Origin of the sequence: Pseudomonas sp. S34, from assembly GCF_009866745.1 — a bacterium.
Lineage (GTDB): Bacteria > Pseudomonadota > Gammaproteobacteria > Pseudomonadales > Pseudomonadaceae > Aquipseudomonas > Aquipseudomonas jessenii.
The window spans coordinates 4,353,724-4,378,851 of the sequence record NZ_CP019398.1; the positions used below are offsets into that span (position 1 = coordinate 4,353,724).

The 25,128-nt window shown below is 62.4% G+C and carries 13 protein-coding genes; 3 read left to right on the forward strand and 10 right to left on the reverse strand.

Annotation, left to right across the window (positions count from 1 at the left end; all coding sequences use genetic code 11):
- Positions 1 to 176: 176 nt before the first annotated feature.
- Positions 177 to 1,826 (forward strand): cyclic peptide export ABC transporter, encoded by a 1,650-nt coding sequence (locus PspS34_RS19380; RefSeq protein WP_090456901.1) that lies wholly within the window; start codon positions 177 to 179, stop codon positions 1,824 to 1,826.
- A 126-nt stretch (positions 1,827 to 1,952) separates the two neighbouring features.
- The gene (locus tag PspS34_RS19385) at positions 1,953 to 4,370 is read left to right on the forward strand and encodes a TonB-dependent siderophore receptor (RefSeq protein ID WP_154947192.1); all 2,418 of its coding nucleotides are present in this window, start codon (positions 1,953 to 1,955) and stop codon (positions 4,368 to 4,370) included.
- Between the two features lie 270 nt (positions 4,371 to 4,640).
- On the opposite strand, the gene PspS34_RS19390 is transcribed toward PspS34_RS19385, so the two are convergent.
- The 7 genes from PspS34_RS19390 to PspS34_RS19420 form a co-directional block, all read right to left on the reverse strand.
- On the reverse strand, positions 4,641 to 5,156 hold the full coding sequence (locus PspS34_RS19390; RefSeq protein ID WP_154947191.1) for a PaaI family thioesterase: 516 nt from the start codon (positions 5,154 to 5,156) through the stop codon (positions 4,641 to 4,643).
- Between the two features lie 66 nt (positions 5,157 to 5,222).
- Positions 5,223 to 5,759, reverse strand: a complete 537-nt coding sequence (locus PspS34_RS19395) for a glyoxalase superfamily protein (RefSeq protein ID WP_154947190.1) — start codon at positions 5,757 to 5,759, stop codon at positions 5,223 to 5,225.
- Positions 5,760 to 5,965: 206 nt separating this feature from the next.
- Positions 5,966 to 6,418 carry a hypothetical protein gene (locus PspS34_RS19400; protein WP_154947189.1) on the reverse strand — a complete coding sequence of 151 codons (453 nt, stop codon included), beginning with the start codon at positions 6,416 to 6,418 and terminating at the stop codon, positions 5,966 to 5,968.
- Between the two features lie 19 nt (positions 6,419 to 6,437).
- Complete coding sequence (locus PspS34_RS19405) at positions 6,438 to 6,893, reverse strand: GNAT family N-acetyltransferase (protein ID WP_154947203.1); 456 nt, start codon at positions 6,891 to 6,893, stop codon at positions 6,438 to 6,440.
- A gap of 50 nt (positions 6,894 to 6,943) precedes the next feature.
- On the reverse strand, positions 6,944 to 7,351 hold the full coding sequence (locus PspS34_RS19410) for a VOC family protein (RefSeq protein WP_159390279.1): 408 nt from the start codon (positions 7,349 to 7,351) through the stop codon (positions 6,944 to 6,946).
- Positions 7,352 to 7,462: 111 nt separating this feature from the next.
- Positions 7,463 to 7,732 (reverse strand): type II toxin-antitoxin system RelE/ParE family toxin, encoded by a 270-nt coding sequence (locus PspS34_RS19415; protein WP_046043167.1) that lies wholly within the window; start codon positions 7,730 to 7,732, stop codon positions 7,463 to 7,465.
- Complete coding sequence (locus PspS34_RS19420) at positions 7,722 to 7,913, reverse strand: antitoxin (protein WP_154861482.1); 192 nt, start codon at positions 7,911 to 7,913, stop codon at positions 7,722 to 7,724. The genes PspS34_RS19415 and PspS34_RS19420 overlap by 11 nt, the downstream gene beginning before the upstream one ends.
- Before the next feature lie 566 nt (positions 7,914 to 8,479).
- Between PspS34_RS19420 and PspS34_RS19425 the strand changes: the two genes are divergently transcribed.
- Positions 8,480 to 8,839: a DUF6124 family protein gene (locus PspS34_RS19425; RefSeq protein ID WP_154947187.1), complete on the forward strand. Its 360-nt coding sequence runs from the start codon at positions 8,480 to 8,482 to the stop codon at positions 8,837 to 8,839.
- Between the two features lie 150 nt (positions 8,840 to 8,989).
- Here the strand turns inward: PspS34_RS19425 and PspS34_RS19430 are convergent, their stop codons facing one another.
- From PspS34_RS19430 to PspS34_RS19440, 3 genes are all read right to left on the reverse strand, one after another.
- Positions 8,990 to 9,955: an alpha/beta hydrolase gene (locus PspS34_RS19430; protein ID WP_154947185.1), complete on the reverse strand. Its 966-nt coding sequence runs from the start codon at positions 9,953 to 9,955 to the stop codon at positions 8,990 to 8,992.
- A gap of 271 nt (positions 9,956 to 10,226) precedes the next feature.
- A complete protein-coding gene (locus PspS34_RS19435) occupies positions 10,227 to 22,031 on the reverse strand; it encodes a non-ribosomal peptide synthetase (protein WP_159390280.1) in 11,805 nt (3,934 codons plus the stop codon).
- A complete protein-coding gene (locus PspS34_RS19440) occupies positions 22,028 to 25,126 on the reverse strand; it encodes a non-ribosomal peptide synthetase (protein ID WP_154947183.1) in 3,099 nt (1,032 codons plus the stop codon). The genes PspS34_RS19435 and PspS34_RS19440 overlap by 4 nt, the downstream gene beginning before the upstream one ends.
- Positions 25,127 to 25,128 lie beyond the last annotated feature (2 nt).

Consider the following 25,128-nt stretch of genomic DNA (forward strand, 5'->3'; position numbering starts at 1 on the left):
AGCGGGCTTGCTCGCGAAGGCGTCGTGTCAGCCAACATCAACTTTTCTGATCCACCGCTTTCGCGAGCAAGCCCGCTCCCACAGGTTTGGCACCACCTGTCTCCCACCGTTTAAATTAAGCCCTTCACCAGACGTTCTACTGGGTATCTGCCTTACGACCCAAGGAACTGTCTGCCATGACCCAGCCTACCCGAGGCGCCATCGGCGAATTACTGGCCCTGCTGAAACCGTTTCGACTGATCGTCGCCGCGTCCATTTTCCTGGGCATGGTGGGTGGCCTGAGCGTGACGGTGTTGCTGGCCACCATCAACAACGCGCTGCATTCGCCGCACGGCCTGACCCAAGGCGTGGTCGCGCTGTTCGGCGGCCTGTGCCTGCTGGCCCTGGGCAGTTCGATCTGCTCCGACATCGGCACCAACTATGTTGGCCAGCACATCATTGCCAGGCTGCGCAAAACGCTGGGGGAGAAAGTCCTTTCGGCGCCCATCGAGCAGATCGAGCGCTACCGCAGCCATCGGCTGATCCCAGTGCTGACCCACGACGTCGACACCATCAGCGACTTCGCCTTCGCCTTCGCGCCGCTGGCGATTTCCCTGACCGTGACCCTTGGCTGCATGGGTTACCTGGCGATGTTGTCGTGGCCGATGTTCCTGATGATGGTGCTGGCAATTGCCATCGGCACCGGCATCCAGTTCTATGCGCAGGGCAAGGGCATCCAGGGTTTCATGGCCGCCCGCGATGCCGAAGACGATTTGCAAAAGCACTACAACGCCATTGCCGGCGGAGCCAAGGAGTTGCGCATCCACCGCCCGCGCCGCCAGCGCATGTTCGTCAAGGGCATCCAGGGCACCGCCGATTTCATCTGTAACACCCAGGTGCGTTCGATCAACACCTTCGTGATCGCCAAGACGCTGGGCTCGATGTTGTTCTTCGTGGTCATCGGCCTGGCGCTGGCGCTGCAATCGTTCTGGCCGAGCGCCGACCAAGCGGTGATGAGCGGTTTCGTGCTGGTGTTGCTGTACATGAAAGGCCCGATCGAGCATCTGGTCAGCACCTTGCCGATCGTGAGCCGGGCGCGGATTGCCTTCCGCCGCATTGCCGAACTGTCCAGCCAGTTTTCCTCGCCCGAGCCGCACCTGCTGCTCAACGACAACGGCATCCGGCCAACCGTGGTCGACCGCCTGCAACTGAACAACGTCAGCTACGCCTTCCCCGCCGCACCGGGCAGTGACGCGTTTCGCCTGGGCCCGGTGAACCTGACCATCGAGCAAGGCGACATCATTTTCATCGTCGGCGAAAACGGCTGCGGCAAGACCACCCTGATCAAGTTGCTGCTGGGCCTCTACGCGCCGCAACAGGGTTCGATCCTGCTCAACGGCCAAGGCATCGATGCGCACAATCGCGACGACTATCGCCAATTGTTCACTACGATTTTTGCCGATTACTACCTGTTCGATGACGTGGTCCAGGGCGACCAGCACATCCCCGAAGATGCCAACGCCTACCTGCAACGGCTGGAGATCGCGCACAAGGTCAGCGTCAGGGACGGCAGCTTCACCACCACCGACCTGTCCACCGGCCAGCGCAAGCGCCTGGCGCTGGTCAATGCCTGGCTGGAAGAACGCCCGGTGCTGGTGTTCGACGAATGGGCCGCCGACCAGGACCCGACCTTCCGCCGCATCTTCTACACCGAGCTGCTGCCGGACCTCAAACGCCTGGGCAAAACCATCATCGTCATCTCCCACGACGACCGTTATTTCGATATGGCCGATCAACTGGTGCGCATGGAATCGGGCCGTGTCGTCACCGAGCGCGCAACCGCCTGAGCGCCGTGGCCGCACGCAAATCATTGTTTTTTGAAGTTTGTTTTCCGGTTTAGCCAAAGTGGTCCGTCTAATAATAATTATCATTAACTAAAAAACTGCACACACCATTCTGGAGCGATTCGAGCAATGCAAAGCCTTACTCTGTCCCGCGCACCCTTGGCGTTAGCCATCGAACGGCAAAAGAAATTCCGAACGGTCGTGCCGGGCGCGCTGCTGACCCTGTTGCTGCTGGGTACGTCCCAGGTCGAGGCAGCCCCGGTGAACGTCAATGTACCGGCTCAGTCACTGGCCAGTGCATTGCGCCAACTGGGCCAGCAGACCAACCTGCAGATTCTCTACAGCCAGGACATGGTCAACGGCATCAAGTCCACGGCGGTGTCCGGCAACATGGAACCGGAACAGGCACTGAAAACCTTGCTGCTGGGGAGCGGCATCAATTTTCAGTTGAATGGCAACACCGTGTCGCTGGTGCCATCGGCCGGTGACTCCAGTGCATTGCAACTGGGTGCGACGTCCATCACCGGCGTGGCGCTGGGGCCAACCACCGAAGGTTCGCACTCCTACACCACCAATGAAGTCACCATCGGCAAAGGCAACATCAAGCTCAAGGACATCCCGCAGTCGGTGTCCGTCGTCACGCGCCAGCGCATGGACGACCAGAACCTGAACAGCCTGCAGGACGCCATGCGTCAGGTCACCGGCGTGACCATCAAGACCTACAACTCCGGCTCCAGCCTCAATGACGTCTACATGCGTGGCTTCCTCGTCGACCAGGTGCAGGTCGACGGCGTCTCGCAGCCCACCGGCCAGGGCGACATGGCCACCAGTTTCGACCTGGCGATGTACGACCGCATCGAAGTGCTGCGCGGCCCGTCGGGCCTGTACCAGGGCGCGGGCGAACCCGGCGGTACGATCAACGTGGTGCGCAAGCGCGCCCTGAGCAAATTCGCCCTCGGTGGCGAGCTGGCTGCCGGCTCTTACGATCGCTACCGTTCTTCGGTGGATGTCACCGGCCCGTTGAACGAACAGGGCACCGTGCGCGGTCGTTTCATCACCGCCTACGAGAACAACCAGTCTTTCGTCGACTACGCGCAGAACGAACGCCCGATGGTCTACGGTCGCCTGGAATTCGACCTCGACCCGGCCACCACCCTGTCGGTCGGCGGCGCTTACCAGAAGAACAACTCCACCCCGGCCTTCGGCCTGCCGGCCTACGCCGACGGCTCATTGCTCGACGTGCCGCGCTCGACCTTCGTCGATGCCAAGTGGAACACCCTCAACGAAAAAGTCTGGGAATCCTTCGCCGAACTCGACCACGAACTGGACAACGGCGGTCAGTTCAAGACCACCCTGACCTACCGCGATGCCGAAACCCCGGAGCGTAACTTCACCTGGGCCGACGGCGCGGTCGACCCGGCCACCGGTGACAGCTGGGCCGTGGCCTACGACTACTACACCCACATCAAGACCGTCGGCGTCGACAGCTTTGTCACCACGCCGTTCGAGTTCGCCGATCGCCGACACGAGTTCACCGTGGGTGCCGAGTACCAGCACCTGGACAAGGATTTCACCTACGGCGGCGGCGAGTACTTCCCGATCAACGTGTGGAATCCGGGCAGCATCGACATTCCCCGCAATGACTATGCGCACGTCAACGGCAACTGGTCCAAGTCCGATCAGTACGGCGTCTACACCCGCGCCAAATTCAACGTCACCGACTGGCTCGATGTCATCGGCGGCAGCCGCGTCACCTGGTACGAAAGCGATGCGAAGAACGCCAACGCCTTCTTCAACAACTTCGGCGAAGCCCACACCAGCATCAACCGCAAGGTCGTGCCGTACGGCGCCATCATCGGCAAGATCACCCCTGAACTGTCGACCTACTTCAGCTACACCGGCGTGTTCAAACCGCAGAGCGAAATCGGCACAAACGGCGAGCCGGTCGGCCCGCGCGAAGGCAAGCAATACGAAATCGGCCTCAAGCGCGAATTCTACGACGGTCGCCTGAACGCCAGCATCGCCGCCTTTCGCATCTACGATGAAAACCGCGCCGAATACGACAACACCTCCGGTGCCTACATGACCGAAGGCAAGGCACGCAGCGAGGGTTGGGAAACCGAGCTGAGCGGCAACCTGACCGACAACTGGAGCATCGTCACCGGTTACGCCTACACCTCCACCAAGTTCCTGGACGGCGACCAGGCCAACAAAGGCAAGACCTTCAGCACCATCACGCCCAAGCACAACTTCAACCTGTGGACCAAGTACGAGTTCACCGACGGCCCGCTCAAGGACTTCAGCGTCGGCGGTGGCGTGCGTGTGGTCAGCGACACCTACTACCAGCGTGACGTGAAGTTCCATCAAGGCGGCTATGCTGTTACCTCGGCGCAAGTCGGCTACAAGTTCAACGAACACCTGTCGTCGACACTGACCGCCAACAACCTGTTCGACCGCAAGTACTACGACCGCGTCGATGCCTCCTGGGGCACCAACTTCTACGGCGACCCGCGCACCCTGACCCTGAGCCTGCGTGCGCAGTACTGATGGCCGACTGCCTCCACCTGTAGGAGCGAGCTCGCTCGCGATGGTCGTTAACGATAACGCGTGTTCACTGGTTGAACGCTGCGCCTGTGAGTCCATCGCGAGCAAGCTCGCTCCTACAGTGGCCCGGTTCCGTTTTCTGCTTGCGCGGCGCCCCTGATGGCTGCCTGCTTCCACCTGTAGGAGCGAGCCTGCTCGCGATGGTCGTTAACGATAACGCGTGTTTACTGGTTGAACGCTGCGCCTATGAGTCCATCGCGAGCGAGCTCGCTCCTACATTAGTGGCCCGGTGCCGTTTTCTGCTTGCGCAGTGGCCCTGAGTTGCTCGGTATCGACGCGGACAAACGTGGAGTCCCCGACAGCGGTCAGGACATCCCCGGCGAAGACCTCGCAAATAACCCGACTTTTACGCCCGACCTCGCCTTCGACTTTTGCACGCAGTGTCAGGGGGACACCCATCGGGGTGGGCTTGATGTACTTGATGCCCAGGTTACCGGTGACGCAGGTGATGTGGGGCAAGCTGCCCACCTCGCGCTGTTCTGCCCGGTAGTGATAAGCCATCGCTGCCCAGTTGGAGTGGCAATCGACCAGCATCGCGATCAAACCGCCGTAAACCAGACCCGGCCAGCCGCAGTACTTGTCATCCGGCATGTGCTGCGCCATGACATGCACCCCGTCTTCATGCCAGAAGCTCTTGATGTGCAGCCCGTGCGGGTTTTGGCTGCCGCAGCCATAACAAACGCCTTCAGGCGCGGCGATGTCTTGAAGCGAAATGTCCTGCGTGGTCATACCGTGTCCATCCTTAATACCGGGTGGTTCAAAACGGACCGGGTCGCCCTGGTCCGCACCGTCTGATCAATACTGGCAGAAGCGAATCCGGTTGCCGAACGGGTCGTAGACTTGCAGCTCCATGCCCCAGCCCTGCTGAACAATATCCGGACGTCCGTATCCGTAGCGCTTGCCCTGCAATTCGTCCCTGAGCAGTTCGATGTTGTGCATGGGCACGAACACCGTCGAGCCCGGGCTGGCATCGCCGTGGTGCTCGGAAAGGTGCAGTTGCAGCCCGTCGCGACTGATGCCCAGGTACAGCGGCAAATCCGCCTCGAAACGATGCTCGAACTCGACGCTAAAGCCCAGGAAATCCAGATAGAACTCACGCGCCTTGGCTTCGTCGAACATCCGCAAGATTGGAATGGGTTTGTCGAACGTTGCAGCAGGCGTGGACGGGGTGTTTGCCTGCGCAAGCATCGCTGACGCGGTGTTCCAGTCCTTGTAGCCCAGTTGCTGGGCGACCAGTTCCAGCGCAGTGGAATGGGTCACCACTTGATTGCGTTCCTCCAGCGAGGCGCGCAACTGTCTGGCCATTTGCTTGGCTTGCTCGATTGAAAACATGACTGCTCCTGTAGCCGAGATGCTTTGGTGCTCGCGTTGCCAAACCTCGACCGTCAAGAGAGGCGACAGGGTTTGTAGAAGGAGGAGACGCTTTCACCTTTCCCAACGGGAGCGAGCGGCGGGCAGCATCGGGCCGAGGTCGATAATACATAGCCGATACGGAATGCGGAAGATGGCTCGGCAGAACCCTGTCCGAGGCCTGAGGACTACTCCTTTAGACGTGAAAGTTGCTGAACCACAAATGCCCCGGCGGTCACCGCGCTGGCTGCCCATGCGCAAGCCACCTGCCAATACCTGAAGGGACCGAGCACATCTCCCATCAGGAAACCGGTCGAAAGCAGAAACAGAAACAACGCAATGGCTGCCAGGACGACGCGCGGAATCGCCATCAACCACCGCCACCAGGCCCCGGGTTCAAAACGCCGCGCCACCCATCGAGTCAACGCTGTCAGGCCCGCAAACAAAAATGCGGCAATGACCAGCAGGAGCGGAATGATAAAGAGAGCCAGCGCGGGCTCGACTTCTCCGCCGTCCTCGCCGGGTGTGTAGAAGTTTTCTGCCCAGATTTCCCCGCACAGGGCGCAGGTCAGAAAAATGACGCCGACCGGGGCGATGGGAAATATCAGGCAACTGATGAGGTTTTTTTTATGATTCATCATTGAATCATCCTTGGTTTTTTCAGAACGCCAATGACTTCATATGCGTCGCAAAATCATCCTGGATCGGCTGGAACCCGCAGCGCAGGTAAAAGGCGGCGCCCTCGGGTGTGTCCGTGGACAGTCGCACAACGCGAAAATGCTCACTCGCCAATTCCAGCAGGTGCTGCACCAACGCTTTGCCCACGTTCTGGCCCCTTGATGCACGTGCGACGTAGACCCGCCGTAATCGCCCTACATCCGGTTCGGCAAATGGGTCTGATGAAAGACCTCCTATGGCAATCAGCCGCCCGTTCCGGAACGCCCCGAAAAGACCCTCACCCTGCTGATCGAATCGATTGGCACCGCTTTCCCATTCCTCGATCAACCGGGAGAGGAACCTGAAGCCTTCGGCAACGGCCTGCGTTTCCAGCTCCCGGAGTTGCGGCGTAATCCCTGAGATTTCAAGTATCGCCAAAGGGCCCGTTGACGTGACCACTTGCAGGTTACTGCCAGACTTGTCTGCGTGGTTCGCTTCGCGCCCGGCTTTCAAGACCCACTCTCGGTAGCGTTTACGGGTGTGCACAGCTCAACCAGCGTTCCGTCAGGGCATCGAACGTAAGACACGGTTTGCCCCAAGGGCTTGGTAGTCGGGGCAGCAATTTCGCTGGCGCCTGCTTGAATCGCTTTGGCATGGGCCGCGGGAACATCCCCGGTCACCAGCCCGACTTCGATGCCTAGCGGTTTGAGGGATGAGTGCGCCGGGACATGACCGGTGCTGAAGTTCGATGCGGCCAGTTCATCGGCGGCGAATGCCAGCGCGGTTTCGCCGGTTTCCAGTTCGCCATAGGTGCCGGACTCATGGATGAACCGAACGCCGAGCCCGAAGGCCGATGAGAAGAACTTGAGAGAGGCGTCTACATCCTTGACGTAGATGATCAGGTAGCCAAACTTCATGAACGAACATTCCTTGTCGTGCCAATCGAGCGGTGAATCTAGCAGTTTTTAGTTAAGTGTCGAGTGACTGCTTTGGGGGTGGTTTCAACCGGCGATGAAATACCCTGGTAATCAGGGATATTCCTGCCGAGCATGCAACACGCTCAATATCTCGATTCGATCCGTCACTCGGTAAACCACCAGGTAGTTGGGATGCACGACAATCTCCCGAGTGCCGGGCACTCGACCGAATCGATAAAGGTAGGGATGTTCGGGAAGGGCCGATGTAGCAGCTTCAATGGCTTGAAATAGCTCGCTGGCCGCTACGAAGTTTCGGTCGCCAATGTAATTCAGGATTTGCCAGAGTTCGGCCCGTGCTTCGGGCCGCCACTCAACCAGCATCGTGTTTGTTGCGCTTTGATTCGATGAGGGCTCGCATATCGGCCATCACCTGATCGTGCGGGACATTCGGGCGTGGGTCGTCAAGCGAAGCTTGGACCTTGGCGCGGAACCAACGGTCATAGCTGGCGGCCTGCTCTTTGGTCTCAAACTCTGAAACGATAGGGGAAAGTTCGGCGCTCATTATGGCCTCCGGGGTCAATGGGTAGCAGTCTAATCGGTATTGGGGGTGCTGTCGTCGATCGCAAGATGAAGTGTCATTTGCCAAACCGACCAATGCATAACGTCAGATCGTAAGGGCTTTACTTCCGACGGCCAACCGCAAACTTTCGTAGGATTCTTCCTGCCGATTCCGAGGTTTTCAACGCTCTCTGACAAGGCATAACAGCCGGCTAAAAGCCACTCGACAGTGTTTGTTTAATCGCCCTACAGGTTACTTCGTGAAAGCCACAACGCCTTGCGTCGTTGCCTACAGGTACGCCAGAATCCGCCGGCTTGTGCGCCTTGGGGGGCGTCGGTAACTTGATTCGGGTCACTGATTGTCGGTGATCGGGTTTAGTAGCCCGGCCAAGGTTAGAACGGTCGCATGAGTATCATCAGTCAGGCATCTGCCTGTGTTTGATGGTGGCTGTGCGCATGGCGCCCCCGGGCGCGCCGGTTCCTCACCTTGCCGGTCTACTAACTTGCGCACAGCTGCCACCCTTTCGTTTAGTAGCGAACTGGTGCTGCCCTACTTAAAGGTAAGTATCTATATTCAAGGTAACTCCAAACCCGCCGGAATCCGATCCGGCCTCCCCGTACGAAAGCCCCGACTCAAAACAATTCCACGAAGCCGCCGAGCGCGCGCTCAATCACCACCTCAACCCCGGCCCCTACATCATGGTCACTCCGCGCACACCCAGCACGATGTTCATCGTCAATCCCGAACTCAGTACCGAAACCCTGCTGGTGCACGCCTGTGAGTCGCTGGCGTCGGCCAATGTCATGGCCAACGATCTGGTGGATCATCTGGAAGGGACAAGCCGCAATGCGCTGTTGGGGGTTGCGCAGGTGATCATGTTGGGGGAACTGGCGGTGAATCGGGCGTTGGATCGGCTTGATCCGCCCTGACCACTATCTCCGGATCACCGATAGACCTGTGGGAGCGGGCTTGCTCGCGAAGGCGGTGTGTCAGGCAACTTATGTGTCGGCTGAAATATCGCTTTCGCGAGCAAGCCCGCTCCCGCAGGGGGACGGCGTCGCTGATCACTACGCCATGCGTCAGGCCAAACTCTCGCTGATCTGCGCCGCCAGTTGTCCCAGCATCCCCGGCACTTCCTGGACCATCTCGCCCATGCGCGCAAAGTCGTGGGTCATGCCGGCCTTTACCTCCAGCACCAGGGGTTGCCCCGCAGTACGCAGTTTCTCGGCCCAGGCCAGGCCTTCATCGAGTAACGGGTCGTACTCGGCCAGCCACAGGACGGTGGGTGTCAGACTGTGCAAACGCTCGGCGTACAACGGTGAAAAACGCCAGTCGCTGCGGTCGGCTTCGCCGCGTTGATATTGTTGATAGAACCATTCCAGCGTGGTGGCTTCCAGCAGATAGCCTTCGGCGAATCGCTCGAGGGACGGGCGTTTTTTTACCGCGTCGATCACCGGGTACAGCAACACTTGCAGGCGCGGCACAAGCGGCCATCCCAACGGGTCCTGGGCGATGGCGATGCACAGCGATGCCACCAGGCTGCCGCCGACGCTGTCCCCGGCCAGTGCGATCCGTCTCGCGTCCAGACCCAATGCTTTGGCACCGGTAATGGCCAGCCAACGGGTGATGTCTTCGGCATCGTTGTATGCAGTGGGAAAACGGTGCTCAGGCGCCAGGCGATAGTCCGCCGACAACACGGCAAACTCCCCCGCCAGCGCCAGGCGCCGGCACAAGGTGTCGTGGGAATCGAGGCTGCCCACCACGTACCCGCCGCCATGGAAGTACAGCAACACCGGGCGCGGCTCGTTGTCCGGTTGCGGTTTGGCGTACAGCCGCGCATTGAGCACATGCCCGTCCCGCGCCGTAATGCTGAGCGCAGATACCGTCAACGCGCCCGTTGGCGCCGCATCGAGCAACTGCGAAGTCTGTTCGAACTGCTGCCGCGCTTCGCTCGGGTTCAGCTCATGCATGGGTTGGCTTTTGCCGCTGAGGCGGCCGAACTCGGCCAGCTCTAGAAACCCTTCGATGTCCGGGTGCAGTGCCATGGGCGGTAGTCTCCAAAAATAAAAAGCTCGCCCAATAAACGAACCGTGAGGACCGTTCATTAGGGCGTCATCCTGTTCAATGAAGAATCTCCCAGGCTGAACAAGAAACCTGTGGCGAGGGGGCTTGCCCCCGTTGGGTCGCGAAGCGGCCCCAGAACCAGCGTTTGAGATCAGTCAGACATACCGCGTTGTTCGGGTTTGCGACTGCTTCGCAGCCGAACGGGGGCAAGCCCCCTCGCCACAGGTTTTCCCCTCATCACAAGTAAACGGCTTAAGACTGCGGCACCACCTCCCGGCCAAGCGCCGCCACCACGGCGTCCAGGCACTCCTCCTGCTGCAGGATATCGAAGTGGCCGGCCGTTACCGTTTGCACCTTGCGCAGCCGTGGTCGCTGACGCTCCAGGGTCGCGCGTTCGGTCGTCGGGTTGCCATCGGCCCACCAGCAATGCAGCTCGACCTGCGGAATCGGCAAGGTCTCGACCTGCCGCGACAGCGCCTTCAACCGCGTGCTGACCATGAACGTCTGGGCCAGCTCATCGGCACCGAGCAGCGCGTAGCCGCTGGCCTGATCGCTTTCGCTGTCGATCACCGCACGAATGATCCGCGCCACTGCCTCGTGGTCCCCCGTCGACTCGGTACTCAACACCCGGGCAATCACCTCGCCATCCATGCCCAAGGTTGCACCGAGGAACTCGGCCAGATCCGTGCGCCACTCATCCGGGCTGGCGACGGCATTGACCTGGGTCGGCACAAAGCTGTCCACCAGGCCGACAAACGCCACTCGCTGGCCCTGCTGTTCGAACAAGTCACTCACCATCAACGCCAAACCCCCGCCCAGCGACCAGCCCAGCACGTGGTACGGGCCCTGAGGTTGTCTGGCGCGAATCGCCTCGACGTAGTCGGCGGCCATCTGCGCAAGCGAAGTGTCGTGCCACTGCCGGTCGAGCAGCATCCGGCATTGCACGCCGTACACCGTGCGCTCGCCATCGAGGCGTCGGGCCAATGGCTCGTAGTCGAACACCGTGCCGAAACCGGCGTGCAGGCAGAACAGCGGTGGCTGATCATTCACCACCTGGTTTAGCAGCAACAGCGGTTGCGGACTGTGTCGTAGCGGCTGTTCATCGACACCGGACAACCCGGCAATCGTCGGCTTGGCCATCATGTCCCGCAGTTTGAGCTGGAAGTCAGGCTCATTCAGGGCACGGACTTTCGAGATCACCTTGAGGGTGCGCAGCGAATCGCCGCCCAACTCGAAGAAGTTGTCGGTAATGCCAACCTTCTCGATGCCCAGCACCTGTTGCCAGATATCCGCCAGCGCCCATTCCAGCGGCGTGCGCGGCGCCACGTAGTCGCGGCCGGTGAAGGCCGGATCCGGCAATGCCTTGCGATCGAGTTTGCCGTTGGGGGTCAACGGGAAGCGCGGCAGCACCACGACCTGGGTCGGCACCATGTAGTCGGGCAGGCTCTCGCGCAATGCAGCCTGGCAACGCGGGCCGAGGCCATCGTCTTGCGCCGCTACCACATAGCCCACCAATTGCGGCCCCTGACCGTTGTCACGCACCACCACCAGCGCATCATTGACCCCGGCCTGCTCGCGCAGGCGGGCTTCGATTTCACCCAGTTCGATGCGGAAGCCGCGCACCTTGACCTGGTGGTCGATACGCCCGACGTAATCGAACACGCCATCCTCGCGACGGCGCACCAGGTCGCCGGTGCGGTACAGGCGCCCGCCTTCAGTGCTGAAAGGATCGGCGACGAAACGCTCGGCGCTCTGCCACGGGTGGCGATGGTAGCCGCGCGCGACACCCCGTCCGCCAATGTACAGCTCACCGACCATGCCCACCGGCAGCGGGTTGAGGTCCATGTCCAGCACGTGCAGGCTGCGACTGCCGACGCGTTGGCCAATCGGCGCATACATCGCCTGGCAGTGGCCGTCGGCGGCGATTTTCCACAGCAGCGGCGTGACCACGGTTTCCGTCGGCCCGTAGCCGTTGACCAGGAATTGCGGCTTGAGTGTGTGCTTGACCCGCTCGAACGTGGCGTCCGGCACCGCATCGCCACCGAAGCAATAGATGCGCACCGGCGGTGGATCGCCGCCCTGCAATTCGGCGTGCTCGGCCAGTTGCAGCAGGTACGCCGGCGGGAAGCAGGCGACGCTGATGCGCTGGCGGTGCAGCACCGCCAGGGTCTGCTCGGCGGTCCACAGATTGTTGTCGCGGATCACCAGGGTCGAGCCGCTGGTCAGCGCAGTGATCCAGCGTTCATGGGCGCCGTCGAAGGCGAACGACATGAAATGCAGCTCGCGATTGTCCGGGTCCATCTCGTATAGCTCGGCGATGGCTTGCACGTGCATGCTCAAAGGCCCGTGGGCCACGGCGACGCTTTTCGGCTTGCCGGTGGAGCCCGAGGTGTAGATCAGGTAGGCCAGTTGCTCGGCGTGCACGGAACTCGATGGCACCGCCACATCGACGTCGAGGTTCAAGCGATCCACTGCGACCATCGCCGTGCCCGAATTGAGTTGCGCGCTATCGCACAGACGCTCCTGGGTCAGCAACAAGCGCATATCGCTGTCGGCCATCATGTAGCTCAGGCGTTCCTGCGGGTATTGCGGGTCCAGCGGCACGTAGGCCGCACCGCACTTCATCACCGCCAGCAGCGACACCACCAGCTCCAGCGAGCGCTCCATGAACACACCGATCACGTCTTCGGCCTGCACGCCTTGCTCCAGCAGATGCACTGCCAGGGCATCGGAGCGACGGTCCAGCTCGGCATAACTCAACTGCTCGACGTCGCGATCGGCATAACTGAGCACCAGCGCCGTGTGATCCGGTTGTAGTCGCGCACGCTGACGGATCAGTTCGTGCACTGGCGTCTCGTCCCCCTCGGCCACCACCGGCAGTTCGCCGTCCAGCGCCCGGCCTTCGTCCTGGGTCAGCAGGCCCAGCTCACCGACGGCGCGCCCGGCGTCGTCGCACAAGCGCTGCATCAGGCTTTCCATGTGGCTGCGCAGGATCTCCACGGTGGCCAGATCGAACTGATCGCGCTGGTGCATGTACTCGATGCGCAGCCCCTCGTCGAGGCTGACCATCAGGTCCATGGCGAAGCTGGTCAGGCCGAAATCGGAAACGTCCTCGAAGCGCAGGGAATCGCCGTTCCACTCGCGAAGGGTACGGTCCACCGGCTGGTTTTCGAACACGATGATGCTGTCGAACAACGACTGCCCGCCCTGCCCGGCCCAGCGCTGGATATCGCTGAGCGGAGTTTGCTGGAAGTCGCGGATGTCGAGGTTGCAGGCCTGGATCTCCCGCAGCCAGTCGCCGACGCTGGCTTCGGTCGGCACCGTGTTGACCACCGGCAAGGTGTTGATGAACAACCCGAGCATGTTCTCCGAGCCGTTGAGTGTTTCCGGGCGCCCGGACACCGTGGCGCCGAACGTCACCGTGCGCTGGCCGGTGTAGCGCTGCAACAGCAACAGCCACGCGGCTTGCACCAGGGTGTTGAGGGTCACTTGCTGTTGCTGGGCAAAGGCCTGCAAACCCGCGGTCTGCCCGGCGCTCAGGTGCGTATGGATCGCGTGATAACCGGTTTGCGGCGCCTTGACCGGCAGTGCGCGGGCCAGGTGCGTGGCGCCTTCGAGGTTACTGAGTTTGTCTTTCCAGAACACCTCGCTGGCCTCGGCGACTTGCTGACCGAGCCAGTCGATGTAGTCGCGATAGGCGGCCACCGGCTCGTGCTCCTCGCCGCTGTAATGGCGCAGTACTTCACCGATCAGGCGCGACACGCTCCAGCCATCCATGAGGATGTGGTGGTAGGTCCAGATCAGGCGATAGCGGTCGTCCTCCAGGCGCACCAGCAACAGGCGCAACAGCGGCGCACGGTTCAACGAGAAGCCGCGTTCGCGCTCCTCGAGGGCCAGTTGGCGGACGCGCCCAGGCTGATCATCGAGCCCGCGCCAGTCCAATTCAGTGAGCAGTGACGGCGCGTCACGCAGCACCACTTGCAGCGGTTCCTTGTCGCCTTCCCAGAGGAATGCGGTGCGCAGAATCCCGTGACGTTTGGCAGCATCCGCCCAGGCTGCACGGAAGCGCGCACCGTCGACGCCACGCACACCCACTTCGATCTGATTGACGTACAGCCCCGAGTCGCCGTCCTGCACCGAGTGGAACAGCATGCCCTGCTGCATCGGCGACAGCGGATAAACATCCTCGATTTCGTCCGCTGTCAGTTCCAGCGCCTGATACTGCGCGTCACTCAGTTCGACGTTCGCGGCCGGTGCTAACACCGTCTGTACGGCTTGATCTGCCGTGAGCGGTTGAGCGACCGCGGCCAGTTCGGCGATGGTCGGATGGCTGAACACATCTTTGGGCGAAATGCTCAACCCGGCCTTGCGTGCGCGACTGACAGCCTGGATCGAGACGATTGAATCGCCGCCCAGTTCGAAGAAGTTGTCGTGCATGCCAATCTGCGGCACTTCGAACAACGCCTGCCACACGGCTTGCAGCGTCGCTTCCACGGCACTGCGCGGCGCAACGTATTCGCGCACTTGCAGGTCCGGTTGCGGCAATGCCCGGCGGTCGAGCTTGCCGTTGGGCGTCACCGGCAACTGATCGAGCAACAGCACGTGGCTCGGCTGCATGTGCTCGGGCAGCGCGTTGCGCAGGTGTTGCTTGAGTGGATCAAGGGCAGCATCACCTGTGACGTAAGCCACCAGTTGCTTGGACTTACCAACGTCGAGGGCGATCACCACCGCCTCGCGCACCGATGGATGCTCCAGCAGGCAGGCTTCGATTTCCCCCAGCTCGATGCGCAAGCCGCGGATCTTCACTTGATGGTCGATACGCCCGACGTATTCGATCACGCCGTCCGCGCGGTAACGCGCCAGGTCGCCGGTGCGGTACAGGCGCTCGCCCTGCTCACCGAACGGGCTGGCGACGAAGCGCTCGGCGGTCAGCTCCGGACGGTTGTGATAACCACGAGCCAGGCCAATGCCACCCAGATACAGCTCACCCACACAACCTTGCACTTGCGGTTGCAGGCTGTCGTCGAGGATGTAGGTCACCAGGTTGGCAATCGGCTGACCGATCGGCACGCTGAAGCCGCCGTCGTCGACACAAGTCCAGTGGGTCACGTCGATGGCCGCTTCGGTCGGGCCGTACAGGTTGTACAGGCCAACGTTGGGCAGCACGCGGAACAGGCTGTGCTGCAAGTCCGCCGACAGGGCTTCGCCGCTGCACATGACCTGCCGCAGGCTGGCGCAACGCTCGAAGCCTTCGCCCTGAACGAACGCCTGCAGCATCGACGGCACGAAATGCAGGGTGCTGACCTGGTACTGCTCGATCAGGCTGACCAGTTGCGCCGGATCGCGATGGGCACCCGGCTCGGCCACGGCCAGGCGTGCACCGGTCATCAATGGCCAGAAAAACTCCCAGACCGACACGTCGAAACTGAACGGGGTTTTCTGCAATACGGTGTCGCGCCCGTCCAGTGGATACGCGCCCTGCATCCACGCCAAGCGGTTGTACAAGGCCTCATGGTGGTTGGCCGCGCCCTTGGGTTTGCCGGTGGAGCCGGAGGTGTAGATCATGTAGGCCAGCGATTGCAGCTCGACCACACAGGGCAGGTTTTCGTTGCTCAGGTCGTCCAGCAAACCGGCCATGTCATCGAGACAAATCGCCGTGGTGGCGGGCGGAATCGGCAACTGCTCAAGCAAATGACGCTGGGTCAGCAGCAGGTGTACGCCGCTGTCGTCGAACATGTGCTCCAGGCGTTCGCGCGGGTAGTCCGGGTCCAGCGGCACGTAGGCGCCACCGGCCTTCATGATCGCCAGCAGGCCGATCACCAGTTCCAGCGAACGCTCGGCGGCAATGCCCACCAGCACTTCGGCGCCGACGCCCTGGCTGCGCAGGTAGTGCGCCAGCCGGTTGGCCTGTTGATTGAGTTCGCGATAGCTGAGGGTCTGGCCGGCAAACACCAGGGCCGGGGCCTCCGGGGTTTGCAGCACCTGGGTTTCGAAGCACTGGTAAACCGGACGCACATCCGGCCAGGCCTGCGCGGTGCGGTTGAAACCCTCGATCTGCTGCGCTGTTTGCGCGGCATCGAGCAGGTTCAAGCGCCCCATTGGCTGCTGCGGCTCACTGACCATGGCATCGAGCAATGCCAGCAGACGTGTGCTCAAGCCTTCAATGGCTTCTGCGCTGAACAGCGCCGTGTCGTAGTTGAAACGCAAATCCAGGCATTCACCCAGCTCGGCGGCGATGGCCAGGGGGAAGCTGGTCTGGTCGTGGTTGCTGATGCCGGAGAACTTCAGCGCGCTGGCATTGCCCTCCTCCAGCGCCTGGGCCACCGGGTAGTTTTCGAACACCAGCAGCGTGTCGAACAGCGCCTCGCCAGAGTGACCGGCCCAACGCTGCACATCCGCCAGCGGTGTGTATTCGACTTCACGCAACCTGAGGTTGAGCGCCTGGACCTCATCGATCCATTGGCTGACCGTGCGCTCGGGGTGCGGTGAGGCGATCACCGGCAAGGTGTTGATGAACAGACCGATCTGCTGCTCGATGCCTTGCAATTCGCTTGGACGCCCCGACACCGTGGCACCGAACGCCACTGTTTGCTGCCCGGTGTAGCGCTGCAACAGCAACAGCCACGCCGCTTGCAACAGGGTGTTGGGCGTGACGCGGGCCTGACGGGTAAAGCCGCTCAGGCGCTCGGTGGCCGCTCGGTCCAGGCTCAGGTGCAGGGTGCGATGAGCATCGCCCTGCCCTGCAACCGGCCCCGGCAAGGCGCCGGCCAGTCGCGTCGGTTCGGTGAACGACTGCAATTGCTCCAGCCAGAACGCTTCGCACGCGGCGCGATCGCGGGTGCCCAACCAAGTCATGTAATCGCGATAACCGCCAACACTCGGCGCCGGCATGATTCCGCTATACCGCTGCAGCACTTCGCCGAACAACTGCGAAGTGCTCCAGCCGTCGAGCAGGATGTGGTGGTTGGTGAAGATCAGGTGATGGCGGTCATCGGCGGTCTGCACCAGGGTCAGGCGCAGCAACGGCGCCAGTGTCAGGTCGAAACCGCGCAGACGGTCGTCCTCGGCCAGGCGATCCAGCGCTCCGGTAACCTTGGGTTGATCGCGCCAGTCGAGCACGGTCAGCGGCAGCGTGGCGTCGGCCAGGATCACTTGCAACGGCCGCGAGCCGTTGCTTTCGCTGAAGAACGCCGCGCGCAGCACTTCATGGCGCTGCAGCGTCTGCTGCCAGGCATCGCGGAACGCCTCGACGTCGAGCCCCTGCACATCCACGCGCATCTGCGGGACGTAGGCCCCGGCATCCGGGGCGAACAGGCTGTGAAACAACATGCCTTGCTGCATCGGCGACAGCGGCAGGATGTCTTCGATCTGGCTGGCCGCCAGCGGCAAGGCATCCAGCTGCGCCTGATCGACGCGCACCAGTGGCACGTCGCTCGGGGTCAACCCGCCGGCACCGCTCAGGCAATGTTCGATCAGCCGTTGCAGCTCCAGGGCGTAGGCATCGGCCAGACGCTGCACGGTCTGCGGGTTGAACACGTCACCGCTGAAGGTCCAGCTCAGGCGCAGTTGCCCGGCATACACCTGACCGTTGATGCTCAGGCCCCGGTCCAGTTCGGCCGATGCGCCCTGCTCGGCGCCACCGCTTTCCCGGGCCGGGCGCCACGGTGCCTGTTCGTCGAAACTGGCATCGAACTGGCCCATGTAGTTGAAGGTGACGTGCGGTGACGGCAGATCCTCAAGGCCGGCGTCCGCCAGATAGCGCAGGATGCCGAAGCCGATACCTTTGTCGGGCACGGCGCGCAGCTGTTCCTTGACTGCTTTGATGCTGCCGGCCAGATCAGTGGCCGGGGTGAGTTTCACCGGGAAGATCGAGGTGAACCAGCCCAGGGTGCGGGTCAGGTCGATGTCGTCGAACAGGTCTTCGCGGCCATGGCCTTCCAGTTTCACCAGCGTCGAAGTTTGACCTGTCCAGTTGCCCAACACCCGCGCCAGTGCCGTCAGCAACAGGTCGTTGACCTGGGTGCGGTAAGCCGCCGGGGCGTCCTGCAACAGTTGGCGGGTCAATGTGCTGTCGAGCAACGTTTCCACGCTCACGGCATGCTGGCTGGCCAGGCTGCCTTGGGGGTTGTCGGCGGGCAGTTGCACGCGCACGTCGCGGTACTGGTCTTGCCAGTAACTGGCTTGGCTGGCCAATGCAGCACTTCGCGCATGAGTTTGCAGGCGAGCGGCCCAGGCCTGATAGGCGCTGGTTTTCGCTGGCAGACGCAGGGGTCGAGCTTGCTGTGCTTGTTGATACGCGGTTTGCAAATCTTCCAAAAGCAATCGCCAGGACACGCCGTCCACCGCCAGGTGATGCACCACCAGCAACAGGCGCTGGCCCGCCGCGCCCATGTCCACCAGCAAGGCGCGCAACAGCGGGCCGTCCTGCAGATTCAGGCTGGCTTGCGCGGCGTTGCACAGTTCAAGCAATTCATCGGTATTGGCAGCCTGGCGCTGCCACAGCACCTCGGAACTGTTCCACTGCTCGGCCTGGGCCTGTTGCCAGACGCCGTCGACATTACGCAACCGCAGACGCAACGCGTCGTGATGTTCTACCAGCGCGGCCAAGGCCTGTTGCAGGCTGTCGCTGTCCAGCGGCTCGCGCAGTTCCAGCAGCAGCGACTGGTTCCAGTGGTGACGGGCCTCGATGTCTTGCTCGAAGAACCAGTGCTGGATCGGCGTCAGCAGCACCTCGCCACGCACCGGCCCCTGGTCGATGACCAACCCGGCGCTGCGTACCGCGACCTTCGCCAGGCTCTGCACGGTCTGGTGCTGGAACAGGTCCCGCGGGGTGATGCGAATCCCGGCCTGACGCGCGCGGCTGACCACCTGGATCGAGATGATCGAGTCGCCGCCCAGTTCGAAGAAGTTGTCGTCGATGCCCACGCGCTCAAGCTTGAGCACGTCTTGCCAGATCGCAACCAACTCGGTTTGCAGCTCATCCATCGGCGCGGTGTAGGCCTGCTGCGCCAGCGTTGCGTCGGGCTTGGGCAATGCAGCGCGATCGAGTTTGCCGTTGCCGGTCAGCGGCCATTGGTCGAGTTTGATCAGATGCGCCGGCACCATGTAGTCCGGCAAACCGGCCTGCAAATGTTCACGCAGGGAGTGGCGCAAATCGCTGTCGTCGCCGCTCGCGGTGAACCACGCGACCAATTGCGGGCTGCCATTGACCTGCGGTGCCAGGACCAGCGCCTGCTCGATGGCCGGATGGCTTTGCAGACGATCCTGGATTTCCCCCAGTTCGATGCGGAAACCACGGATCTTCACCTGATGGTCGATACGCCCGGCGTACTCGATGCTGCCATCGGCGCAATAACGCGCCAGATCGCCAGTGCGATACAGGCGTGCCCCTGAGTCGGCGGCGAACAGGTCCGGCACAAACCGTGTGGCGGTCAGGTCGGCACGCTGGTGATAGCCGCGAGCAAGGCCGGCACCGCCGACATACAGCTCACCGACGCAGCCCTTGGCGACCGGGTTCAGGCGCGGGTCGAGTACGTACCAGCGCAGGTCGCCGATCGGTTCCCCCAGCGGCGAGCTGTTGGCGCCATCGAGGTCGGCGCGGGACAGCGGGCGGTAAGTCACGTGCACGGTGGTTTCGGTGATGCCGTACATATTGATCAGCAACGGCTGCCGGTCGTCGAAGGCGTCATACCACGGACGCAGGCTGGCCACGTCCAGCGCCTCGCCACCGAACACCACATACCGCAGGGCCATGCCTGGCGCGTTGGCGCAGGCGAACGGCATCAACTGGCGAAAGGCCGAAGGGGTCTGGTTGAGTACCGTGACTCCCTCATCACTGAGCAAGCGGGCGAAGTCTTCCGGGGAGCGGCTGACCGCGTGGGGCACCACCACCAGCTTGCTGCCGTAGAACAACGCGCCAAAGATTTCCCACACGGAAAAGTCGAAGGCATAGGAGTGGAACAGGCTCCACACATCCTGCGCATTAAAACCGAACCAGTGCTCGGTGGCGCTGAATAGCCGCGTCAGGTTGCTGTGGGGCAGCAGCGTGCCTTTGGGTTTTCCGGTGGAACCGGAGGTGTAGATGACGTAGGCCAGGTTCGCTGGAGCGGTCAGGTTCGGCAGGTTGTCGGCACTGGCCTCAAGCAGCCAGTCGCTGGCGTGATCGAGGCAGATCACTTCAATGCCTTCGTTCAACGGCAGCTGCGGCAGCAGCGCGGAATCGGTCAGCAACAGGCGCGTGCCGCTGTCGGCGAGCATGTAGGCCAGGCGGTCCTGCGGGTATTGCGGGTCCAGCGGCACATAGGCGCCACCGGCCTTGAGGATCGCCAGCAGGCTGACGATCATCTCCAGCGAACGCTCCAGGGCGATGCCCACCAACACATCGGGGCCGACACCGCGCTCGCGCAGGCGATGGGCGATGCGGTTGGCGCGTCGGTTCAGTTCGGCGTAAGTGAGGGTGACGCCGTCGCAGGTCACGGCGATGTTGTGCGGGTGCGCGGCGGCCTGGGCTTCGATCAGTTGATGGGCGCACAGCAGGTTCGCCTGATCGCCGTTCAACACCGCGCTGCGATTCCAGTCGAGCAATGTGGCCTGTTGCTCGGAGGCGTCGAGCATGCACAGGTCCGCCAAGGCAGCCGTTCTGTCAGTGCAAATCGCCTGCAACAGGTTCAGCCAGTGCCGACCGAGACGCTCGATGGTCGAGGCGTTGAACAGCTCGGTGGCGTAGACGAACGACGCGTGGATGCCCTCGTCGCCCTCGACCGTGTCGAGCATCAGGTCGAACTTGGTGGTTTTCTCATCCCAGATCAGCGGTTCGACGCTCAGCCCCGGCAGGTCCCAGCGTTGCGGGCCGCCACTGTCGCGCTGGTGGTTGAACATCACCTGGAACAGCGGCGTGCGGCTCAGGCTGCGTTCCACGCCCAGGCCATCGACCAGTTGCTCAAAGGGCAAATCCTGATGGGCTTGTGCGCCGAGTGCCGCGGCCTTGATCTCGGCCAGCAATTGCACAAATGGCTGGTCGGCCTGGGGCTGGTTGCGCAGCACCTGGGTGTTGACGAAAAAGCCCAGCAGGTTTTCCACGTCCTGGCGGGTGCGGTTGGCAATCGGCACGCCGACACGAATGTCCTGCTCGCCGCTGTAGCGATGCAACAGTGTCTGCAACGCTGCCATCAGCACCATGAACAGGGTGCAGCCTTCGCGGCGGGCAAGATCACGCAGTTGGGCGGTCAACGCAGTGGAGATTTCCAGCTCGACGCTAGCCCCCTGCTGGCTCGGGATCGCCCGGCGACGACGGTCGGTCGGCAGGTTCAGTGGCGGGTGTTCGCGGCCCAACTGCACGCGCCAGTAATCGAGCTGGCGTTCGGCCTCGCCGGCCTCCAGCCACAAGCGCTGCCAGCGGGCGAAGTCGGCGTACTGAATGCCCGGCTCCGGTAGCTGCGGGGCCTGCCCGGCGCTCAATTGCGCATAAAGTTGGGTGAACTCCTGCAACAGGATCGGCAGCGAACCGCCGTCGGTGACAATGTGGTGGAAGGTCAGCACCAGCACATGTTGCTGCGCATTGAGGCGGATCAAGCGGCAGCGCATCAACGGACCGCTGTGCAGGTCGAACGGCTGCTCGGCGTTGAGGGCGATCTGGCGTTGCAGTTCGGCCTCGTCGCCAGCGCTGACTTCGAGCAGCGGCGCATCCATCTGTGGGTGAATCTTTTGCAACACTTGCCGGTCGTCAAAAACGAAGGTGGTGCGCAGCACTTCGTGACGCTGCACCAGCGCGCTCAGGGTTTGCGCCAGCGCCTCAGGGTTGAGCTCGCCGCTCAGGCGGAAAGCACCGGTCAGGTTGTAGGCAGTGGCCTGGGGCTGCATCTGCCAGAGGAACCACAAGCGCTGCTGCGCGTAGGACGCCGGCAGCGTGTCGACGGCGCGGTCCCGTGGCGGGATCGGCAGCAGTTCCAGGGTCAGCCCCTGGGCATGCATCTTCTGTTGCAACGCGCGCCGGGCGTCCGCGCTCAAGCCGCAGAAACGCTGGGCCAGGGTCATCATTCTGTCCGGTGCAGCACTCATCGCGCGTGTTCCTCATCCACTTCGTCGAACAACGCTTCAAGGGCGTCTACATCGTTTTCTTTATGTTCACTGTGCTGACGGAACTGCTCGATCTGCGCCGCCAGGCGTTCCAGGGTGTCACCGTCGAAAAACAGCTTGAGCGGGATCGCCAGGTTCAGTTCTTCCTGAATCCGCGCACGAATGCGCGTGGCCAGCAGCGAGTGCCCGCCGAGTTCGAAAAAGTTGTCGTGCACGCCGACGCGTTCGACGTGCAGCGCTTCGGCCCAGATCGCCGCCAGTTTTTTTTCCAGGTCGTTGCGCGGCGCCACGAAGACGCTGCGGCGCACATCGAGATCGAGCAAGGCCTGGCGATTGAGTTTGCCGTTGGGCATCAACGGGAAGCGCTCCAGCACCTGCAAGCGCGCCGGTTGCATGTGCTCGGGCAGTGCCTCGGCCAAGTGGCTGCGCAATTCGTTGAGGCGGATGTCGGCGGTGTCGGCCGGGGACACCACGAAGCCAAGCAATTGCGGGCCGGTCGGGGTTTCCCGGGCAATCACGGCGGCGTCCTCGATGCCCGGCGCGTTGCGCATGGCCGACTCGATTTCGCCCAGCTCAATGCGGAAGCCACGGATTTTCACCTGGTGATCGACCCGGCCCAGATACTCCAGCACGCCATCGGCGCGATAGCGCGCCAGGTCGCCGGTGCGGTACAGGCGCTGGCCCGCCGCCTTCGCGAACAGGTCGGGGACAAAACGCTCGGCCGTCAGCGGTGCCCGTTGCAGATAGCCTCGGGCAATGCCGGCCCCGCCGACATACAACTCGCCTTCGACGCCCACGGCCACCGGTTGCAGGTCCGGGCCGAGCACATGGATGCGCATGCCGGCAATCGGCTGGCCGATGGGAATGCTGTCGTCATCATCGCTGAGGGGCAACTCCCAGGCCGAGCACCACACGGTACCCTCGGTCGGACCGTATTCGTTGACCAGCGCCACCCCCGGCAATGCCTCGCGATGTCGCTGTACCAGTGCGTTGCCGCAGGCTTCGCCGGCGACGATCACACAGGCCAGCGCCTGGCGGTCGAGGTGTTCGAGAATCTGTGCGTGGTACGACGGCAAGGTCAGGTAGTGGGAAATCTCTTCGCGCTGGATCAGCGCCGCCAGTTGCGCCGGATCCTTGTAGCTGTCTTCGTCCGGCAGGCACAGGGTCGCACCCTGCCCCAACGCCCAGAAAACCCCGGCCACCGAGCTGTCGAAGGAGAACGACGAGAGCATCAGGAACCCGCGCAGCGGCTGGCGATAAAAGGCATTGCGCGCCAGGGTCGAGGCCACGGCGTTGGCATGGCTGATCATCACGCCCTTGGGTTTTCCGGTGGAACCGGAGGTGTAGATGACGTAGGCCAGATTGGCGCTGTCACCTTGTGGCTCAGGCCGGGTTTGCGCGGCGGACCAGACTTCGGCCCCCGGCATCAGGGAAATTGTCCGCTCACCAGGTAATGCATCCGGCAGCGTTTGGCAGGCCAGCACATGGCGCGCGCCGGTATCGGCGAGCATGAACGCCAGACGCTCGATCGGGTAGTTCGGGTCCAGCGGCAAGTACGCAGCGCCAGCCTTGAGCGTGCCCAACAGGGCGATGACCATTTCCAGGGAGCGCCGGCCGTAGACCGCAACAATTTCATCCGGTGTCACGCCTCGGCCGCGCAAGGCATTGGCCACCTGATTGGAGCGCGCATCCAGTTCGGCATAGCTCAGGCGCTGACCGTTGACGCTCAGGGCGATGCGTTGCGGATGCAGGCGCGCCTGTTCGCTGAACAGTTCTTGCAGGAAGCGGAACGGCAATGCCTGCTCGGTGGCGTTCGGGTTGAAGCCTTCGACCAATCGGGTCAGTTGTGCGTCATTGACCAGAGTCGCCTGAGCCAGGGTCATTTCGGACGAACTCAGCAATTGGTGACTGAACTCGACAAACTGCTCCAGCCATTCAACCAGCATCGGTTCGGGCAGCGCACCGTCAAGACACGACAACTGCAACTGATCGCCCTGCACACGCAGGCGAAGGACTTCGGGGTTGCCGTCGTCCACCTCGATAGCGCTTTCAAGGGCGGCCTGATAGACGAAGCCGTAACGCAGCGGCGCGGTACCTTCGGCGCTCAGTTCGAATTCATTGAGGCAATCGAGCCACGACAGCGACTGTTCGACGCTGGCGGCAAACGCCACCAACGCTTGTGCCAGTGTCTGCTGGCTGCGGTGATCGAAGGCCACCGGCAAACGCCGGGCGAAGTGTCCGAGGGTGGCGACGGTTTGCTCGTTGCGCCCCTCCACCTGCCAGCCCATCAGCAGCTTTTCCTGGTGGCCGATGCGTGCAACGAATGCGGTCCACAGCAAAAGCGCCAATTGCTCTGCCTCAACGCCCGTTTCGGCAGCGACCCGTTGCACGCCAGCAAGCCATGGGGCGTCAATCAATGTTGCCTGACGACGAACCAGAGTGACTTCGACGGCTTTTTCGAACGGCACGCGATGAGCCACGACGAACTGCGATTGCAGGTTGCGCCAGAACGCCGCGCCCTGGTGGCCGATGTCCTCTTCGCGCAGTTCTTCCTGCCATGCGCTGTAGTCCAGGTATTGCAGCGCGTCCTCGTCGTCGACCAGGGTTTCACCACGCAACAGGCTGCCAAGTTCACTCGCCAGCACCCGCAGCGATGCCTCGTCGATGCTGCATGCCGGGGCCAGCAGGGTGATGAAAGGCTGCCCTGCCTCGTCTTCAACCTGCGCCACCACCAGCGTCTGATTCGAATCTTCAACCATGACTTCACGGCTGCGGCTCAAGGCCTCGGCCACTGAAGGCTGGTTACCCGGAAGGGTGAGCGGCAACCCATCGCACAGGCTCTGCACCGGCCACTTCATGCCCGGCAGACGACGGTACAGCGTGCGCAGGATTTCATGGCGCTGACTGAGTGTTTCCAGTGCCCTGCGCAATGCCTGGGCGTCCACTGGCCGGGCGAGCGGCAACGTCAGCGCGGCGAACAGCGGTCGTGCGCCCAGCTCCTGGGCCCGCAAATAAAAGGCCTGCTGGGCCGAAGTCTGGAATACGTCTACCGAAGGTTCGAGGGCGGTGGTGTTCATGT

Bases quoted from the DNA above. Each gene is read 5' to 3' on its own strand.
- PspS34_RS19395 (WP_154947190.1), bottom strand. From the start codon at position 5,759: ATGTTTTCAATCGAGCAAGCCAAGCAAATGGCCAGACAGTTGCGCGCC.
- PspS34_RS19440 (WP_154947183.1), bottom strand. From the start codon at position 25,126: ATGAACACCACCGCCCTCGAACCTTCGGTAGACGTATTCCAGACTTCG.
- PspS34_RS19385 (WP_154947192.1), top strand. From the start codon at position 1,953: ATGCAAAGCCTTACTCTGTCCCGCGCACCCTTGGCGTTAGCCATCGAA.
- PspS34_RS19430 (WP_154947185.1), bottom strand. From the start codon at position 9,955: ATGGCACTGCACCCGGACATCGAAGGGTTTCTAGAGCTGGCCGAGTTC.
- PspS34_RS19400 (WP_154947189.1), bottom strand. From the start codon at position 6,418: ATGATGAATCATAAAAAAAACCTCATCAGTTGCCTGATATTTCCCATC.
- PspS34_RS19410 (WP_159390279.1), bottom strand. From the start codon at position 7,351: ATGAAGTTTGGCTACCTGATCATCTACGTCAAGGATGTAGACGCCTCT.
- PspS34_RS19380 (WP_090456901.1), top strand. From the start codon at position 177: ATGACCCAGCCTACCCGAGGCGCCATCGGCGAATTACTGGCCCTGCTG.
- PspS34_RS19415 (WP_046043167.1), bottom strand. From the start codon at position 7,732: ATGCTGGTTGAGTGGCGGCCCGAAGCACGGGCCGAACTCTGGCAAATC.
- PspS34_RS19435 (WP_159390280.1), bottom strand. From the start codon at position 22,031: ATGAGTGCTGCACCGGACAGAATGATGACCCTGGCCCAGCGTTTCTGC.
- PspS34_RS19390 (WP_154947191.1), bottom strand. From the start codon at position 5,156: ATGACCACGCAGGACATTTCGCTTCAAGACATCGCCGCGCCTGAAGGC.
- PspS34_RS19420 (WP_154861482.1), bottom strand. From the start codon at position 7,913: ATGAGCGCCGAACTTTCCCCTATCGTTTCAGAGTTTGAGACCAAAGAG.